The 16311-nt window shown below is 73.0% G+C and carries 17 protein-coding genes; 9 read left to right on the forward strand and 8 right to left on the reverse strand.

Going from position 1 to position 16311, the window contains the following annotated elements; genetic code table 11:
- Nucleotides 1-128 precede the first annotated feature (128 nt).
- Entirely contained in the window at nucleotides 129-1118 is a 990-nt protein-coding gene (gene moaA, locus ACSNOG_RS17570; RefSeq protein WP_436753581.1) for a GTP 3',8-cyclase MoaA, read from the forward strand.
- Nucleotides 1119-1146: 28 nt separating this feature from the next.
- Here the strand turns inward: moaA and ACSNOG_RS17575 are convergent, their stop codons facing one another.
- Nucleotides 1147-1371, reverse strand: a complete 225-nt coding sequence (locus ACSNOG_RS17575) for a hypothetical protein (protein WP_436753582.1) — start codon at nucleotides 1369-1371, stop codon at nucleotides 1147-1149.
- 214 nt (nucleotides 1372-1585) lie between these two features.
- Nucleotides 1586-1960: a DUF3099 domain-containing protein gene (locus tag ACSNOG_RS17580; RefSeq protein ID WP_436753611.1), complete on the reverse strand. Its 375-nt coding sequence runs from the start codon at nucleotides 1958-1960 to the stop codon at nucleotides 1586-1588.
- Nucleotides 1961-2191: 231 nt separating this feature from the next.
- Between ACSNOG_RS17580 and ACSNOG_RS17585 the strand changes: the two genes are divergently transcribed.
- Nucleotides 2192-2482, forward strand: coding sequence for a GlsB/YeaQ/YmgE family stress response membrane protein (locus tag ACSNOG_RS17585; protein ID WP_436753583.1), 291 nt, complete (start codon nucleotides 2192-2194; stop codon nucleotides 2480-2482).
- A 32-nt stretch (nucleotides 2483-2514) separates the two neighbouring features.
- Here the strand turns inward: ACSNOG_RS17585 and tyrS are convergent, their stop codons facing one another.
- The 3 genes from tyrS to ACSNOG_RS17600 form a co-directional block, all read right to left on the reverse strand.
- Nucleotides 2515-3915: a tyrosine--tRNA ligase gene (gene tyrS / locus ACSNOG_RS17590; RefSeq protein WP_436753584.1), complete on the reverse strand. Its 1401-nt coding sequence runs from the start codon at nucleotides 3913-3915 to the stop codon at nucleotides 2515-2517.
- A 171-nt stretch (nucleotides 3916-4086) separates the two neighbouring features.
- Nucleotides 4087-5478, reverse strand: a complete 1392-nt coding sequence (locus ACSNOG_RS17595) for a metallopeptidase TldD-related protein (protein WP_436753585.1) — start codon at nucleotides 5476-5478, stop codon at nucleotides 4087-4089.
- Between the two features lie 168 nt (nucleotides 5479-5646).
- Nucleotides 5647-7170 carry a TldD/PmbA family protein gene (locus ACSNOG_RS17600; protein WP_436753586.1) on the reverse strand — a complete coding sequence of 508 codons (1524 nt, stop codon included), beginning with the start codon at nucleotides 7168-7170 and terminating at the stop codon, nucleotides 5647-5649.
- Nucleotides 7171-7457: 287 nt separating this feature from the next.
- On the opposite strand from ACSNOG_RS17600, the gene fabG reads away from it, so the two are divergent.
- The 3 genes from fabG to ACSNOG_RS17615 all read left to right on the forward strand — a co-directional run bounded on the left by fabG (nucleotide 7458) and on the right by ACSNOG_RS17615 (nucleotide 9574).
- Entirely contained in the window at nucleotides 7458-8177 is a 720-nt protein-coding gene (gene fabG / locus ACSNOG_RS17605) for a 3-oxoacyl-[acyl-carrier-protein] reductase (RefSeq protein ID WP_436753587.1), read from the forward strand.
- 5 nt (nucleotides 8178-8182) lie between these two features.
- On the forward strand, nucleotides 8183-8953 hold the full coding sequence (gene fabI / locus ACSNOG_RS17610; protein WP_436753588.1) for an enoyl-ACP reductase FabI: 771 nt from the start codon (nucleotides 8183-8185) through the stop codon (nucleotides 8951-8953).
- Between the two features lie 261 nt (nucleotides 8954-9214).
- A complete protein-coding gene (locus tag ACSNOG_RS17615; RefSeq protein WP_436753589.1) occupies nucleotides 9215-9574 on the forward strand; it encodes a hypothetical protein in 360 nt (119 codons plus the stop codon).
- A 4-nt stretch (nucleotides 9575-9578) separates the two neighbouring features.
- On the opposite strand, the gene ACSNOG_RS17620 is transcribed toward ACSNOG_RS17615, so the two are convergent.
- A complete protein-coding gene (locus ACSNOG_RS17620; RefSeq protein ID WP_436753590.1) occupies nucleotides 9579-10262 on the reverse strand; it encodes a FadR/GntR family transcriptional regulator in 684 nt (227 codons plus the stop codon).
- A gap of 43 nt (nucleotides 10263-10305) precedes the next feature.
- Between ACSNOG_RS17620 and ACSNOG_RS17625 the strand changes: the two genes are divergently transcribed.
- From ACSNOG_RS17625 to ACSNOG_RS17640, 4 genes are all read left to right on the forward strand, one after another.
- The gene (locus ACSNOG_RS17625; RefSeq protein WP_436753591.1) at nucleotides 10306-11601 is read left to right on the forward strand and encodes a CynX/NimT family MFS transporter; all 1296 of its coding nucleotides are present in this window, start codon (nucleotides 10306-10308) and stop codon (nucleotides 11599-11601) included.
- Nucleotides 11602-11643: 42 nt separating this feature from the next.
- Nucleotides 11644-11763: an SGM_5486 family transporter-associated protein gene (locus ACSNOG_RS17630; RefSeq protein WP_268254421.1), complete on the forward strand. Its 120-nt coding sequence runs from the start codon at nucleotides 11644-11646 to the stop codon at nucleotides 11761-11763.
- Nucleotides 11764-12017: 254 nt separating this feature from the next.
- Nucleotides 12018-12230: a hypothetical protein gene (locus ACSNOG_RS17635; protein WP_168091276.1), complete on the forward strand. Its 213-nt coding sequence runs from the start codon at nucleotides 12018-12020 to the stop codon at nucleotides 12228-12230.
- An 86-nt stretch (nucleotides 12231-12316) separates the two neighbouring features.
- A complete protein-coding gene (locus tag ACSNOG_RS17640; protein ID WP_436753592.1) occupies nucleotides 12317-12835 on the forward strand; it encodes a SixA phosphatase family protein in 519 nt (172 codons plus the stop codon).
- A gap of 175 nt (nucleotides 12836-13010) precedes the next feature.
- Here ACSNOG_RS17640 and serB read toward each other — a convergent pair whose 3' ends face one another.
- Both serB and ACSNOG_RS17650 read right to left on the reverse strand, forming a co-directional pair.
- Nucleotides 13011-14243, reverse strand: coding sequence for a phosphoserine phosphatase SerB (gene serB, locus ACSNOG_RS17645; protein WP_436753593.1), 1233 nt, complete (start codon nucleotides 14241-14243; stop codon nucleotides 13011-13013).
- 129 nt (nucleotides 14244-14372) lie between these two features.
- Nucleotides 14373-16082 (reverse strand): streptophobe family protein, encoded by a 1710-nt coding sequence (locus tag ACSNOG_RS17650; protein ID WP_436753594.1) that lies wholly within the window; start codon nucleotides 16080-16082, stop codon nucleotides 14373-14375.
- Between the last annotated feature and the right edge of the window lie 229 nt (nucleotides 16083-16311).

Below are 16311 nucleotides of genomic sequence, written 5' to 3' on the forward strand. Positions count from 1 at the left end.
CCCCCCCCCCCCCCCCCCCCCCCCCCCCCCCCTGCCGCTCCGCATCCGGGACGGACCACCGCCCCCACGCATCACGTACGCTGCGGACAGCGAACGAACGTTCAAGCCCAGTCCGCAGGAGGCGCAGCGTGCTCATCGACACCTACGGTCGCGTCGCCACCGACCTCCGCGTCTCCCTGACCGACCGCTGCAACCTGCGCTGCACGTACTGCATGCCCGAAGAGGGCCTCCAGTGGCTCGCCAAGCCGGACCTGCTGACCGACGACGAGATCGTCCGCCTGGTCCGCATCGCCGTGACCTCCCTCGGCGTCACCGAGATCCGCTTCACCGGCGGCGAGCCCCTGCTGCGCCCCGGCCTGGTCTCGGTCGTCGCCCGCTGCGCCGCCCTGCGCCCGCGCCCGCGGATCTCCCTCACCACCAACGGCATCGGTCTCGCGCGCACCGCGGCGGCCCTCGCGGACGCGGGCCTGGACCGGGTCAACGTCTCCCTCGACACCCTGCGTGCGGACGTCTTCCAGAAGCTGACCCGCCGCAAGCGCCACCAGGACGTCCTCGACGGCCTCGCCGCGGCCCGCACCGCCGGCCTCACCCCGGTGAAGATCAACACCGTGCTGATGCCCGGCCTCAACGACGACGAGGCGCCCGACCTGCTGGCCTGGGCCCTCGACCACGGCTACGAACTGCGCTTCATCGAACAGATGCCGCTCGACGCCCAGCACGGCTGGCGCCGCGACGGCATGATCACCGCCGGGGACATCCTGGCGAGCCTGGCCACGCGCTTCGACCTCACCCCCGAGGGCGCCGACGAGCGCGGCGCAGCCCCCGCCGAACGCTGGCTCGTCGACGGCGGTCCCGGCCGCGTCGGCGTCATCGCCTCCGTCACCCGCCCCTTCTGCGGCGCCTGCGACCGCACCCGCCTCACCGCCGACGGGCAGATCCGCAACTGCCTGTTCGCGCGCGAGGAGACCGACCTGCGCGCGGCACTGCGCTCCGGGGCCACGGACGAGGACATAGCCGGACGGTGGAAGCAGGCGATGCGGGGCAAGAAGGCGGGGTCGGGCCTGGACGACCCGACCTTCCTGCAGCCGCAGCGGCCCATGTCGGCCATCGGGGGCTGAACGGTCCGTCCCGGGGCCGCCGGGAGGCCTACGCCTTGGGCGAGGACTCCCACTCCTCCAGCGAGACCACGTCCTTGAGGAAGCCCCGCAAGCCGAGGAAGTTCGAGAGGTGTTCGCGGTGCTCGTCGCACGCGAGCCACGTCTTGCGGCGGTCGGGGGTGTGCAGCTTGGGGTTGTTCCACGCCAGCACCCACAGGGCGGGGGCACGGCAGCCCTTGGCGGAACAGATCACGGCGTCATCGGGGGAATTCACACCCCTGACTCTACGAACCGCGTGCAGACACGGCGACGCCGGGCAGCCACGGGGGGAGCCGCCCGGCGTCGGTCTGTCGCTCCGACGGGGGATGCGGAGCGCTTAGGAAGTATGTCACGGGGTGCCCGGCGCGCGGCACTGAAACCACATGATTGATCTGAGGTTTTCTTGAGCTTTGCGGAGTGCGCCTTTCCCGACGCGCCCCCGTGGGGCATCAGCCGTGGTCACGCCCTTGATCGCCCTCGGCGGCACGGCCGGCTTCCGGGACGGATTCCGCCCTCTCCTCGCCGGGACCGGGCATCAGCACCGGCCGCGTCGGTGCCGGTATGAACGTGCCGGGGAGCGAAGGGGCGTTCTCCCGGCCCGCGTTGGCGATCACGACCGCCACGTAGGGCAGCAGGGCACCCAGGATCAGCGTGCCCACCGCCACAAAGCGCTCGACGTTCCACAGCACCACGGTGAGCACCACCGACAGGGTGCGGATCAGCATCGAGATGACGTAGCGGCGCTGGCGGCCGCGCACGTCCTCGGCCAGCCCCTGACGGGCGCCGGTGATCCTGAAGACCGCCGTCCCGCCCTGCTTCCGCATCACGTTCCACCACCTGATCCACCACGCCCGCACGCCCTCAGCCGGGACACCCTCCACGTTACGCCGCGTGGCCGCCGGGTACGAGAGCGGGTCCCCCACCGTCCCCGCCCCGACCTGCGGCTGCGTACCCCGCAGCAGCATCGCGGCGGACGGACGGCTCCGGCGTGCGCCGTACGGACAGTGGCCACACAATAGGCGGGGCACGGCACATCGCGCCGCTGAGGAGGCGACATGAGCTGGTTGTGGGCCATCATCGTCGGACTTGTCCTGGGCCTGATCGCCAAGGCGATCCTGCCGGGCAAACAGCAGGTCCCCCTCTGGCTGACGATCATCCTGGGCATGATCGGCAGCTTGCTCGGCAACTGGGCCGCCACCGGGCTCGGCATCAACGAGACCAAGGGCGTCGACTGGGGCCGGCACCTGCTGCAGCTGGCGGGCGCGGTCCTTGTGGTCGGCATCGGCGACCGGCTCTGGGTCGCGGTGCGCGGCGACAAGAGGAGCGGCGGAAGACACGCGGCGTGAACGCCCCGGGCCTTCGATTCCGGGCGGGAGCCCTACCGCAGCTCGGCGATCTTCCGGCCGGCCTTGAGGTAGACCTTCCCGGCCCCGGCGACCTTGGCGACCGTCTCCGTCACGACCTCGCCCAGCGGGCGGATCGCATCGGCCTCGGCCAGCACGACGGCCTCCTGGCCGCCGTCCGTCTCGACGACCAGGCGCAGGCCGTTCTGCTTGGCGACCCGGCGGGCCGCCGACGCGGACGGCTGGAAGCCCAGGACCTGGCTGAGCACGGCCGTCGCCGGCGAGTCGCCGTGCTCCGACAGCTCCACGACGGGCGTCTCCACGTCGGAGAAGCTCTTCTTCGAGAACTGCGCGACGAACCCGGCGCGGGCCGCCATCGCCGCCTCGATCCCGTACAGCGCGGCCACGACCTCGCCCGCGAGGATCTTCTTGAGGTCCATCGGGTGCAGCGAGCGCTCCTCGACCCGGGACAGCGCGAGGGCGATCTCCTCGTCCGTCCACTCGGTCCAGGCCTTCAGGTACGGCTCCATCAGCCGGTCCGGAACCGACATGATCTTGCCGAAGACGTCGTCGGCGGTGGCCGACAGGCCCACGTAGTTGCCCTTGGACTTGGACATCTTCGCGCCCGTGCCGTCCGTGCCCTCGATCAGCGGCATGGTGACGACGAGCTGCGGCGTCTGGCCCTTCAGCTCCATGAGCTTGCGGCCCATCTGCAGGTTCAGCAGCTGGTCGGCGCCGCCCAGCTCGACGTCGCAGTCGAGCGCGACCGAGTCCAGGCCCTGCGCGATCGGGTACAGCAGCTCCGACATCGTCAGGCCCGAGCCGGACGCCAGGCGGTTGCGGAAGTCCTCGCGCTGCAGCAGCTGCGAGACCGGCACCTGCGAGAGCAGGCCGAGCAGCTCCGGGAAGGTGTACGGGGCCAGCCAGGTGCTGTTCTGGACGAACGTGACCTTGTCGAAGTCGAAGAACGGGCGGACCTGCTCGCGGTAGCCCGCGAGGTTCTTCGCGATGTCCTCGTCGGTCAGCGGCGGGCGCTCGGCCGTGCGGCCCGTCGGGTCGCCGATCTTGGCCGTGAAGTCGCCGATGAGGAGGGTGACGTCGTGGCCCATGCGCTGGAAGCGGCTGAGGATGATCATCGGCACGGCGTGGCCCAGGTGGACGTCGGCCGCCGTCGGGTCGATACCCAGCTTGAGCTGCAGGCCCTTGCCCGCCGCGCGCCGCTTCTCGATGCGCTCGGCCAGCTTGTCCACGCCCGGCAGCACCTCGACGGTGCGGGCGGCGATCAGCTCGGCCTGCTCCTTCGCCGACAGATCCGTCAGATCGAGATAGCGCCGCGAGCCCGTCTCCTGGAGCAGCCGCTGGACGGTCTGGTCGGAGGAGAGGTCCTGCGCGAGGAGCTCACCGGCGCGGGCGACGGATTCGCCGAGGCGTGTCATGACATTCCTGGGGATCGATGGGACGGATGAGGAACGGACGGAGAAGAAAGACGGAGGAAGGGCCGCATACGGGAAGACGTATGCGAGCGGGGGACAGGTGGACGCGGACCAGTCTATTCGGCCCGGTGCCGCGTCCCGGCTGTCCCACCCCCTGCGGTCACGGCCCCGCTGTCACACGCCCCGGCTGACGGAGCTCATGTTGAAGTCCGGCACGCGCAGGGCGGGCATCGCGGCCCGGGTGAAGTAGTCGCCCCACTCGCGCGGCAGCGTCGCCTCGGTGCGGCCCGCCTCGGTGGCGCGCGAGAGCACCGACACCGGCGACTCGTTGAAGCGGAAGTTGTTGACCTCGCCGACGACCTCCCCGTTCTCCACGAGGTAGACGCCGTCCCGGGTCAGCCCCGTCAGCAGCAGCGACGCCGGGTCGACCTCGCGGATGTACCACAGGCAGGTCAGCAGCAGGCCGCGCTCGGTGGACGCGACCATCTCGTCGAGGGTGGCGGTGCCCCGCCCGTCCAGGACGAGGTTGTCCACGAGCGGGGTGACCGGCAGGCCCGTGAGCCCGGCGCTGTGCCGCGTGGTGACCAGGTGCTCCAGGACGCCGTCGCGGATCCAGTCCGTCGGGCCCAGCGGCAGGCCGTTGTCGAAGACCGACGCGTCGTCCCCCGAGGCGGTCGTCAGGACGAAGGGCGCGCACTCCAGGCCCCCGGCGTGGGGGTCGCTGCGCAGCGTCAGCGGCAGCGGGGACAGCTTCTCCCCGACACGGGTGCCGCCCCCGGTCTTGGAGAAGACCGTCCGGCCCTCGGCGGCGTCACGGGCGGCCGCCGACCACATCTGGTAGACGAGCAGGTCGGCCACGGCGCTCGGCGGCAGCAGCGTCTCGTACCGCCCGGCCGGCAGCTCGATCTTCCGCTCGGCCCACGCCAGGCGCTGCGCCAGCTCGGCGTCCAGGGCCTGCGGGTCGACGTCGGTGAAGTCGCGCGTGGCCCGGCCCGCCCAGGCGGAACGGGTGCCGTCCGGCGACTTGGCGTTGAGCTCCAGGGACCCGGTCGGCTGGTCGTGGCGCAGCCGCAGCCCGGTGGACGTGCCGAGGTAGTACGAGGAGACCTCGTGGAGGGCGAAGCCGTACAGCTCGCGGCCCTGCGCCCGGGCCCCGGCGAAGGACTCGCCCAGCGCGGGCGCGAAGCCGTCGAAGACCGCGGAGGAGGTCTCGGCGGGCGGCGCCGTGAAGTCGGGGGAGTGCGGCACGCCCGACACCAGCGGCTGCGCGTCCTCGGCCGGCCCGGCCTCGCGCGCCGCCGCCTCGGCGGCCCGCACCAGCGGCTCCAGCTCCGCGGCCGTGACGGCCGACCGGGACACCACGCCCGAGGCGGTGCCCTGCGCACCGTCCACGGTGGCGATCACGGTGACGGTACGGCCGCGGGTGACGCCGTTGGTGGTGAGCGCGTTGCGCGCCCAGCGGAGGTTGGCGGTGGAGCGCTCGCCGGCGATGACCATGCACCCGTCGACCCGGGACAGCTCCAGAGCGCGCTCGACGATCTCGTGCGGCTGGTGACGAGGGCTCACTGACCCGCCTCCTCGGTGGTGTTGAGACTGTGCTTCTCCGGGGGGCAACCCCCGGGCCCCCGGCCGGTTCCGTGGTGAGCGCTCACTGACCCGCCTCCTCGGTGGTGTTGAGACTGTGCTTCTCCGGGGGGCAACCCCCGGGCCCCCGGCCGGTTCCGTGGCGACCGCTCACTGACCCGCCTCCTCGGTGGTGTTGAGAATGTTGACGTTCTCGAAGAGGGCCGAGGGGCAGCCGTGCGAGACGGCCGCGACCTGCCCCGGCTGGGCCTTGCCGCAGTTGAACGCGCCGCCCAGCACGTACGTCTGCGGCCCGCCGACGGCCGCCATCGAGCCCCAGAAGTCCGTGGTCGTGGCCTGGTAGGCGACATCCCGCAGCTGCCCGGCCAGCCGGCCGTTCTCGATCCGGTAGAAGCGCTGCCCGGTGAACTGGAAGTTGTACCTCTGCATGTCGATCGACCACGAGCGGTCGCCGACCACGTAGATCCCCCGCTCGACGCCGGAGATCATCTCCTCCGTCGACGGCCCGCCGGGCGCAGGCTGCAGGGAGACGTTGGCCATGCGCTGGACCGGCACGTGGGAGGGGGAGTCGGCGAACGCGCAGCCGTTGGAGCGGTCGAAGCCGGTGAGCTTCGCGATGCGGCGGTCCATCTGGTAGCCGACGAGGATGCCGTCCTTGACGAGGTCCCAGGACTGGGCCGCGACGCCCTCGTCGTCGTAGCCGGTGGTCGCGAGGCCGTGCTCGGCGGTGCGGTCGCCGGTGACGTTCATCAGCTCCGAGCCGTACTTCAGGGAGCCCAGCTGGTCGAAGGTCGCGAAGGACGTGCCCGCATAGGCGGCCTCGTAGCCCAGTGCGCGGTCCAGCTCGGTGGCGTGGCCGATCGACTCGTGGATCGTCAGCCACAGGTTGGACGGGTCGACCACCAGGTCGTACGTGCCCGCCTCGACGCTCGGGGCGCGCATCTTCTCGGCCAGCAGCGCGGGGATCTCCGCCAGCTCGGCGTCCCAGTCCCAGCCGGTGCCCGTCAGGTACTCCCAGCCGCGGCCGGCCGGGGGCGCGATGGTGCGCATGGCGTCGAAGCCGCCGGTGGCGGGGTCGACCGCGACGGCCGTCAGCTGCGGGTGCAGCCGGACGCGCTGCTGGGTGGTCGTCGTGCCCGCCGAGTCCGCGTAGAACTTGTTCTCCTGGACGGTCAGCAGCGAGGCGTCCGCGTGCGCCACGCCGTCCGCCGCCAGCAGCCGCGAGCTCCAGTCCGCGAGCAGCCCGCTCTTCTCGGCGTCCGGCACGTCGAAGGGGTTGATCTCGTAGGACGACACCCACGTCCGCTCCGCGTGCACTGGCTCGTCCGCCAGCTCCACGCGCTCGTCCGAGCCCGCCGCCGCGATCACCTTCGCCGACAGCCGTGCCATCGCCACGGCCTGCCCGGCCACCCGCGCCGCCGCGTCCATCGTCAGCTCGACGCCCGCCGCGAAGCCCCAGCTGCCGCCGTGCACCACCCGCACCGCGTACCCCAGGTCGGTGGTGTCCGAGGTGCCGGCCGGCCGGGCGTCCCTCAGCCGCCAGGAGGCGCTGCGCACCCGCTCCAGGCGGAAGTCCGCGTGGTCGGCCCCCAGCGCGCGGGCGCGCGCGAGAGCCGCGTCGGCGAGTTGCCGCAGCGGCAGCGCGAGGAACGACTCGTCGATTTCATGTGGCACGGAAGGCCTCCCCTAGGCGTGCGATGTCTCCCGAGGACGCAGTGAATCACGCCCCGACGTCCATGGTCCCGGGCTTTTGCGCAGTTCAGGGGCAGATCGGGGAATGCCCCCCGCACGGGGCCGCAGGGCCTTCGCGGCTCCGTTTTCTGTAGGGACCCCACAGGGTCCGCCATGTGCTCCTGTTAGGGGCGGGCTGCACGTCAGAGGCCGCGGCCAGATAGTTTTCGTACGGTACAGACGACCAACGGCAGCCAGCTGGCCGCTACACGTGAAGGAAGGGTGGTCCCTTGAGCCGCTCGGTTCTGGTCACCGGAGGAAACCGGGGCATCGGCCTGTCCATCGCCCGTGCCTTCGCGGAGGCGGGCGACAAGGTCGCCTTCACCTACCGCTCGGGAGAGCCGCCGGCCGCCCTCCTGGACCTGGGATGCCTCGCCGTGAAGTGCGACATCACGGACCCCGAGCAGGTCGAGCAGGCCTACAAGGAGATCGAGGAGAAGCAGGGCGCGGTCGAGGTGCTGGTGGCCAACGCCGGCGTCACCCGCGACCAGCTGCTCCTGCGCATGTCCGAGGACGACTTCACCTCCGTCCTCGACACCAACCTCACCGGCACCTTCCGGGTCGTCAAGCGGGCCTCGAAGGGCATGCTGCGCGCCCGCAAGGGCCGCATCGTGCTGATCTCCTCCGTGGTGGGCCTGCTGGGCTCCGCGGGCCAGGCCAACTACGCCGCCTCCAAGGCCGGCCTGGTGGGCTTCGCCCGCTCGATCGCCCGTGAGCTGGGCTCCCGGAACATCACCTGCAACGTCGTCGCCCCCGGCTTCGTCGACACCGACATGACCCGCGTGCTCACCGACGAGCAGCGCGAGGGCATCACCAAGCAGGTTCCGCTCGCGCGCTACGCGCAGCCCGAGGAGATCGCCGCCTCGGTCCGCTTCCTCGCCTCCGACGAGGCCGCATACATCACTGGAGCCGTCATTCCTGTCGACGGCGGATTGGGCATGGGTCACTGAACGTCATGAGTGGAATCCTCGCAGGCAAGCGCATCCTCGTCACGGGTGTCCTCACCGAGTCCTCGATCGCCTTCCAGGCCGCCAAGGTCGCCCAGAACGAGGGCGCCGAGGTCATCCTGACCGGCTTCGGGCGGCTCTCGCTCGTCGAGCGCATCGCCAAGCGGCTGCCCAAGCCGGCGCCGGTCATCGAGCTGGACGTCACCAACCAGGAGCACCTCGACGGGCTCGCCGACAAGGTGCGCGAGCACCTGGGCGACGACGTCCCCCTGGACGGCATCGTGCACTCCATCGCCTTCGGCCCGCAGGGCGCGTTCAACTTCCTGGACGCCACCTGGGAGGACGTCTCCACGGCCGTCCAGGTCTCGGCGTACTCCTACAAGTCGCTGACCATGGCCCTGCTGCCGCTGATGCGCGAGGGCGCCTCGGTCGTCGGCCTGACCTTCGACGCGCAGATCGCCTGGCCGAAGTACGACTGGATGGGCGTGGCCAAGGCCGCCCTCGAGGGCACCAACCGCTACCTGGCCCGCGACCTCGGCCCCAAGGGCATCCGCTGCAACCTGGTCTCCGCCGGCCCCATCAAGTCGATGGCCGCCAAGTCCATCCCGGGCTTCGAGGAGCTCGCGGACGTGTGGAACCACCGCGCCCCCATCGGCTGGGACCTGGCCGACCCGGAGCCGGCCGGCCGCGGTGTCGTCGGCCTGCTGTCGGACTTCTTCCCCCGCACCACGGGCGAGATCGTGCACGTCGACGGCGGCGTGCACATGATGGGCGCCTAGGCACCCCATTTAAGGGGCGCGGGGAACTGCTTTAAGGGGCGCGGGGAACTGCGCGACCGGCCACGGACGACCCGCGGCCGACCACCGCACCGCACAGCCGGCGAAGCACTCATGCTCGCCCGGGGCGCCCCATGATGGACGCCCCAGCCCCCAAGCGCACGCCCGGTGCCCGTTCCGTTACTCCGGAACGGGCACCGGGCTTTTCCGGCTCGTGCGCGGCAGCCGGCCCCCGCACACTGAAGGGCGGGAGGAGGTACGCGCATGAGCTTCCCGCTCCGCCGCACCGCGGCCGTGCTGTTCGCCGCCGCGGCCCTGGCCGCCTCGACCGCCCCGGTGCCCCCGGCGGCGGCCGCCGCACCGCCCGCCGCACCGCCCGCCCCGCTCGGGCCCGGGCACGCCGAGTGCCGCACCCGCGTCCACGGCTCCCACGCCACCGCCCACTGCTTCAACGGCAACGCCGGCACCGACCGCGTCCAGCTGCACGTCGAATGCGTGCGCTGGTGGGACCCGGACATGGACACCGCGCAGGCCGTCGTCGGCCCGGCCGGGCACGTCGCCCTCAGCCAGCGCTGCTGGCTGGGCATACGCCACGCCTGGGTGACCCACCGGCCCGCCGCCTGAGCACTCAGCGGGCCGCGCCCCGGCAGCCGAACGGCCCGAACGGATGTGCGCTCGCCTCCGCCCCCGCGGTCTCCTCGTCGCCGTCCGCGATGGCCGCGACCAGCCGCCCGTGGTCGGCGAGCTCTTCGGGCCGCATCGCGCTCCCCACGTACGCCCGCAGGAACTGGCGCATCACCCCGCCCAGGTCCGCGTACACCTCGGACATCACTTCGTTGTGCGCGGCGGAGACGACAGCGGTGTGCAGCGTGGCGTCCGCCTCCACGAACCGCTCGGCGTCGCCCGAGCGCCACGCCTCCTCGCGCCGCTCCAGCAGCGCCGCCAGCTGCACCAGGTCCTGCTCGGTGCGCCGGCGGGCCGCGAGCCGGGCGGCCGACGCCTCCAGGGCGCTGCGCAGCTCGGCCACGTCTCTCGGGTCGGCGTCGGCGAAGCGGCGGTGCATCACGCCGGCCAGCTCGCTCGTGGCGACGACGTAGGTGCCGGATCCCTGCCGGATGTCCAGCAGGCCGTTGTGCGCGAGGGCGCGCACGGCCTCGCGCACGGTGTTGCGCGCGACGCCGAGCTGCTCGACGAGCTCCGGCTCGGTGGGGATGCGCGAGCCGACGGGCCACTCACCGGACGTGATCTGGCTGCGCAGCCCGGCGATGACCTGGTCGACGAGGCGGGAGCGCTTGGGCGAGTTCAGTGGCATCGACAGCCTCCATTCATCCCATGATTCTATCTATGATGGCGTCATGGCATCTACGGCAGACGAAGACCTGAGAGCGGCCGAGTCCACCGCCGCAGTCGACCCCGCCGGCCCGCTGCAGGACCCCGCGCCGGCGGGGGAGGCCGCCCGGGGCTCCGCCTGGGCCGTTAAGCTCCTGGCCGCCGGCCTCGTCCTCGCCGCGCTCAACCTCCGCCCGGCCGTGACGAGCCTGGGCTCGCTGCTGAAGGAGGTCCGTGCCGACCTCGGCATGAGCGGGACGGTGGCGGGCCTGCTGACGTCCGTGCCCGCGTTCTGCTTCGCGGTCTTCGGCCTCGCCGCGCCCCGGCTGGCCCGCCGCTTCGGCCCCGCGGCCGTCGTCTGCGCCGGCATGGCGCTGATAGCCGCCGGTCTCGCCGTGCGGCCCTCCGCGGGCGGTGTCCCCGGATTCCTCGCCCTGAGCGTGCTCGCGCTCGCGGGCATCGCCGTCAGCAACGTGCTGATGCCCCTGGTCGTCAGGCGCTGGTTCCCCGACCGGGTCGGCCCGATGACCGGCCTGTACTCCATGGCCATCGCCGCCGGTGCCGCGGGCGCCGCCGCCGGCACCGTGCCGCTCGCCGAGACGATGGGCCGCAGCTGGCGGCTCGGCCTCGGCGCGTGGGCGCTGCTCGCCGCCGCGGCCGGACTGCTGTGGCTCGTGGCGGCCCGCCGTGGCCGTACGGACGGGTCCGCCGAGCCCGCGGCCGCCGGCCGGGACGCTCCCCGCACCAGCATCACCCGCAGCCCCACCGCCTGGGCGCTCGGCGTCTTCTTCGGCATCCAGGCCACGGGTGCCTACATCGTCATGGGCTGGATGCCGGCGATCTTCCGCGACGCCGGGGTGTCCGCCTCCGTCGCGGGCGTCCTGAGCGCCGTGACGATGCTGACCGGCGTGCCCCTCGCCTTCGTCCTGCCGCGCCTCGCCGCCCGCCTGCCCCACCAGGGCGTCCTCGTCGTCGCCCTGGCCTGCTTCGGGCTGGCCGGGTACGCCGGGCTGTGGCTGGCCCCGGCCGCGGGCGCCTGGCTCTGGGCCGTGCTGCTCGGCGTGTCCAACAGCGCCTTCACACTCGCCCTGACGCTGATCGGCATGCGGGCCCGTACGGGCGGGGGCGTGGTGCGGCTGTCGGCGTTCGCCCAGAGCACCGGCTATCTGATCTCCATCCCCGGCCCGCTGCTCGTGGGCTGGCTCAACGAGCGCACGGGCGGCTGGGACGTGCCCCTCGCCCTCATGGCGGCGCTGATGGTGCCTCAGGTCGTGGCGGGCGTGCTGGCCGGCCGCCCCCGCACCGTGGAGGACGAGCTCTGACCCCGGCGCGGCCACGGCGGCGCGGGGTGGGAGACTGGTCCCATGCAGCCTGTGCTCGATCCCCACCCCAAAAACGGTCAGAAGACCCTGCTGACGATCCTCGGCGCGATGCTGGGCATCACGGTCGTCATCTCGGTCATCGCGACGGTCTTCTCGCCCTGACCCCGGCTTCTCCCCGGCCCGGTCCGCCCCTGACCCCGGCTTTCGCCCCGGCCTGACTCCTCGTCGCTCCCGGTCCCTCTCCCGGTTCCCCCTTCCGGCCTGCCTCCAGGCCGTGGTGGGGTTAACCCCCCGTCCCTTAGGGGGCCGGGTTCAGGGGCAAGTGGGTGGTCCACCGGATGGGAGCGGGGCGCCGTTCTCCGTAGTTTCGTAGTACACCGCGATGCGGCGGTGCACCGAACCACACGGAGGCGATCATGCCCGCCGGTACGAAAGCCCGGACTCCCGGCACCGTGCAGACGCGGCTGCCCTGGTGGGCCCTCGCGCTCGCCGCCGCGGCCTTCACCGTCTTCTGCACCCTGCTCGCCGCCCCCGCCACCGCGGACTCCGGTCCGGATCCCGCGGCCTCGGGCACCGTCGCCCGCGTGGTCGCCTTCGTCCGGCTCGCGCTGGGCGAAGAAGCACCGTGAGGGCAGGTGGGGCGCGTGCGCCGCTTACGGGGCAACCCTTTCAACACCCCGCGCCTCGCCGTGGGTTTCATGCGAAGCTGGACGGCATGAGCTCCGAACCGACTCGCAGGATCGTCGTTTTCCGGCACGCCAAGGCCGAATGGTCCGACGGGGACGACCACGAACGTCCGCTCGCGGACCGCGGCCGCAAGGACGCCCCGGTCGCCGGCCGCTGGCTCGCCGGTTCCGGCATCAACCCCGACCTGGCCCTCTGCTCCACTTCCGCCCGCACCCGCGAGACCTGGAAGCTCGCCGTCCCCGAGCTGTCCCAGCGCCCCCGCACGGTCTACGAGGACCGGATGTACGAGGCCTCGCTCGGCGAGCTGATCGCCCTGCTCAACGAGGTCTCCGATGAGGTCCAGGACCTCGTCGTGATCGGGCACAACCCCGGCATGCACGCCCTGGCCGACGCCCTCGCGGGCGAGTCCGAGGGCGATCTGCTGCCGCGGATGAACCGCACCGGGTTCCCCACCTCCGCCATCGCGGTGCTCGCCTTCACGGGATCGTGGAAGGCCGTCGAGCACGGCGTCGGCCGCCTGGTCGCGTTCTGGGCCCCGCACGCGTAGCGCGCCCGTCCGGCGGAGGAGACGCGTCGCCCGCGTCGCTTCCGGCCGTCGCTCATTCCGCCGGACCCCGCCGTCGTCCTGCCCCGCCGTCGTCCTGCCACGCCTTCGCAGTGGCTCGCCCTCGTGATGCCCGCCGCTGCGCGGGCACTTCCCCGCGCAGGCGATCCGCCGGAGGCTACTCGTGCGTCCTGGCCGCCTCGACCTCTTCGCGGGTGACGCCCAGCAGGTAGAGCACCGTGTCCAAGAAGGGAACGTTCACCGCCGTGTGCGCCGCCTGGCGCACCACCGGCTTGGCATTGAAGGCCACGCCCAGCCCCGCGGCGTTGAGCATGTCGAGGTCGTTCGCGCCGTCACCGATGGCCACGGTCTGCGCCAGGGGTACGCCCGCCTCGGCGGCGAACCGCCGCAGCAGCCGGGCCTTGCCCGCCCGGTCCACGATCTCCCCGGTCACCCGCCCGGTCAGCCGGCCGTCGACGATCTCCAGGGTGTTCGCCGAGGCGAAGTCCAGCCCCAGCCGCTCCTGCAGGTCGTCCGTGACCTGGGTGAAGCCGCCGGAGACCACGCCCACCTGGTAGCCGAGCCGCTTGAGCGTGCGGATCAGCGTCCGGGCGCCCGGCGTCAGCCGCACCTCCGCCCGCACCTTGTCCACGACGGACTCGTCCAGCCCCGCCAGCAGCGCCACCCGGGCGTGCAGGGACTCCTCGAAGTCCAGCTCGCCGCGCATCGCCCGCGCGGTCACCTCCGCGACCTCGGCCTCGCAGCCCGCGTGCGCCGCGAACAGCTCGATGACCTCGTCCTGGATCAGCGTGGAGTCGACGTCCATCACGATCAGGCGCTGGGCGCGCCGCTGCAGGCCCGCCGCGACGACCGCCACGTCCACCCCGCGGCTGTGCGCCTCCAGCGCCAGCGCGGTCCGCAGCGTCTCCGTCTCGGCGCCGGACACCGCGAACTCCACGGCGGTCACCGGATACTTGGCGAGCCGGAAGATCCGGTCGATGTTGCCGCCCGTGCCGGTGATCCGCGCCGCGATGGCGGCCGTCGACTCGGCGGTCAGGGGGTGGCCCAGCACCGTGACGTGGGAACGGCCGGTGCCGCGCGGGCGGTTGTCGCCCCGGCCCGAGATGATCTCGGCCTGCAGCCGCATCGACTCGGCCCAGCTGTGCACCGTCGCCCGCAGGTCGCCCTCGGCGTTGCCGCCCCCCTCCGGCGCCGTGACCAGCACGCACAGGGTGATCCGGCCCCGGGTGACGATCTGCTCGATGTCGACGACGTCCACGGCGTACGCGGCGAGCGTGTCGAACAGCCCGGCGGTGATGCCCGGCCGGTCCTTCCCGAAGATCTTGACGAGGAGGGTCGGCTCGTCTTCGGCGGGTACGGGGGTGGCAGGCGAGGTCTGCGATGCGCTCATGGTCCTCTTACCGTATCGGGCCCCGCGCCGGATACGCACAGGTGTCCCGGCCAGCGCTCGGCGAAGACCTGCCCAAGGTGCGGCCAAGGCGGGGCCTACGGCACGTGAACGGCGTCCACGTGAACGGCTTCAGCGGGGCCGCGGCGGGGAACCGGGCGGGGGCCCGGGCGGCGGAGGCGGAGGCGGAGGCTCCTCCGGCGGCGGCGCCCCGTAGCGGTACCCGCTGCTCCGGGGCCTGCGGGGCGGTGGCAGCGGCCGGCCCGTCTGCGTCGGCGCGCTGGAGCGGTCGTCGAAGGACGGGCGCTTGTAGGGGTTGGTGTCGTCGCGCGCGGGGCGCCGGTACGGATTGGGGTCGTCCTGCGCGTGCCGCCCCGGCGCGGGACGGTACGGGCCGGGCGGCGCCGCGGCACCCGGTGCCGCAACGGCCGCCCCGGCGACCCCGGCCGCCCCGGCCTCCGGCCGCGCGAGGGCCGCCGCCCGCCGCCCCGCCGTGCCCGTCGCGCACGCGAGGAGCCCCCCGGCCGCCCCGGCGACGGCGCCCCACGCGGCGCCCAGCGCCAGGGCCATGGCCGCGTTGCCGCGCAGCTCCAGGCCCGCCCCGAAGGCGTCGAAGCCCAGCACCGACAGGCTCGCGTCGGCCTTCACCCGGGTCGCGAGCACCAGCAGCGGCAGGGCCAGGGCGGTCGCCACCCCCAGTGCCACGGCGCAGCGCGCGGCGAACGCCGCCGGCCCCAGGCCCTGCTCCCGCGGCGCGCGGACCGCGGTGAGCACGCCCACGCCCAGCATCATCAGCGCGCAGGCGACGGCCAGCAGCCACACCGTGCCGTCGAGCCCGGCCAGCCGCCCCAGCGTGACCGGCTCCTCGGCCCGCGCGCTCAGCAGCTCGTCCAGCGGGGAGGGCAGCACCTTGGTCAGCGCGCCCGTGGCCGTGCCGCGCCAGGAGACGAACAGTCCCAGTGGCACCGCGAGGAACACCCCGTTCGGCGCCCCGAGCAGCGCGGCGCCGAAGATCCGCTTCGGTGCGTCGTCGCCGGCGGCCGCGTAGGCCGCGGCGGCCAGGCCCGCCGCCACCGCGAGGACCAGCACCGTGCACAGCGCCGAGACCGCGGGGCGCACGCCCCGGTGCAGCGCCTGCCAGCCGCGGGGGAGGGGCGCCCGGCGCGCGGCCAGCACCGCGATCAGCAGGACGCCCAGGACCCAGGCGGCGCCCCCGGCCAGCGAGGGTCCGGTCCGTACGCTGAAGCCGACGGCGGCCTTGGCGTCCGCCAGGCCGGCGAGCCGGTCCGGCAGCCCGCCCGCGATGTCCCCGATATCGCCGATGCCCGGGATCACCAGCTTGGGGCCGCCCCCGCCTCCGCCGCCCCCGTCTCCGCCCAGGCCCAGGCTGCTTCCGTCGAGGGTGATCGAATCCTCCCCCGCCCAGGCGAGCCCGCCGAGCAGGAGCACGAAGAGAACGGCCACCGCGCCGGCCCGGGCGGCGAGCTCCCCGGCGCCGATCACGGCACCGGCCCGGCGCAACGATCGCGCAAAGATCATTCCCAGCAGCAGGGCGCCTGCCAGGCTCACTCCCAGTGGCGCGATATCGATGGCAGTGTGCGCCCCGGCGCCCTTGAGGCCGAATGCTTCAATATCGCCCGAAGGCGTGAGTGATCCGCCGACGGCGAGCACCACGACGGCCGCCGTCATCGGCCCCAGCGCGCCCGCCGCATCGGCGCCGAGCAGATGCAGCCCGAGCGCCGCAATCCCCGCCATGGCCAGAAAAGACCAGCTCACAGCCGCAATAGCAGTCAGCAACAGCTCCGCCGGACGCGCTCCGCGCCCGCCCCCGTCCACGGTCATCACGGCCCCCCGTGCCGGTCTGCACCCGGGCTATTGCCCGGATGCGCATGATCCGTACGTATCCATGGCGGTAACCACTCTCAGGGCATGTTTCGGATCGGTCAACGGCGCCTGTTACACGGTCGCGGCAATCCCCGACTTTCGGTTCGGGGACTGTGCCTGAAATAGTTCCTCCCGATGTTCGCCATCCCTAGACTCCCTGATGCAGGGGGCTCATCGGGGGACAAGT

The organism is Streptomyces sp. URMC 124 (genome assembly GCF_051386455.1).
Lineage (GTDB): Bacteria > Actinomycetota > Actinomycetes > Streptomycetales > Streptomycetaceae > Streptomyces.

Excerpts from the sequence above, each read along its gene's own strand:
- ACSNOG_RS17580 (WP_436753611.1), bottom strand. The coding sequence starts at position 1,960 with ATGCGGAAGCAGGGCGGGACGGCGGTCTTCAGGATCACCGGCGCCCGT.
- ACSNOG_RS17585 (WP_436753583.1), top strand. The coding sequence starts at position 2,192 with ATGAGCTGGTTGTGGGCCATCATCGTCGGACTTGTCCTGGGCCTGATC.
- tyrS (WP_436753584.1), bottom strand. The coding sequence starts at position 3,915 with ATGACACGCCTCGGCGAATCCGTCGCCCGCGCCGGTGAGCTCCTCGCG.
- fabI (WP_436753588.1), top strand. The coding sequence starts at position 8,183 with ATGAGTGGAATCCTCGCAGGCAAGCGCATCCTCGTCACGGGTGTCCTC.
- ACSNOG_RS17615 (WP_436753589.1), top strand. The coding sequence starts at position 9,215 with ATGAGCTTCCCGCTCCGCCGCACCGCGGCCGTGCTGTTCGCCGCCGCG.
- ACSNOG_RS17620 (WP_436753590.1), bottom strand. The coding sequence starts at position 10,262 with ATGCCACTGAACTCGCCCAAGCGCTCCCGCCTCGTCGACCAGGTCATC.
- ACSNOG_RS17625 (WP_436753591.1), top strand. The coding sequence starts at position 10,306 with ATGGCATCTACGGCAGACGAAGACCTGAGAGCGGCCGAGTCCACCGCC.
- ACSNOG_RS17630 (WP_268254421.1), top strand. The coding sequence starts at position 11,644 with ATGCAGCCTGTGCTCGATCCCCACCCCAAAAACGGTCAGAAGACCCTG.
- ACSNOG_RS17635 (WP_168091276.1), top strand. The coding sequence starts at position 12,018 with ATGCCCGCCGGTACGAAAGCCCGGACTCCCGGCACCGTGCAGACGCGG.
- ACSNOG_RS17640 (WP_436753592.1), top strand. The coding sequence starts at position 12,317 with ATGAGCTCCGAACCGACTCGCAGGATCGTCGTTTTCCGGCACGCCAAG.
- serB (WP_436753593.1), bottom strand. The coding sequence starts at position 14,243 with ATGAGCGCATCGCAGACCTCGCCTGCCACCCCCGTACCCGCCGAAGAC.
- ACSNOG_RS17650 (WP_436753594.1), bottom strand. The coding sequence starts at position 16,082 with ATGACCGTGGACGGGGGCGGGCGCGGAGCGCGTCCGGCGGAGCTGTTG.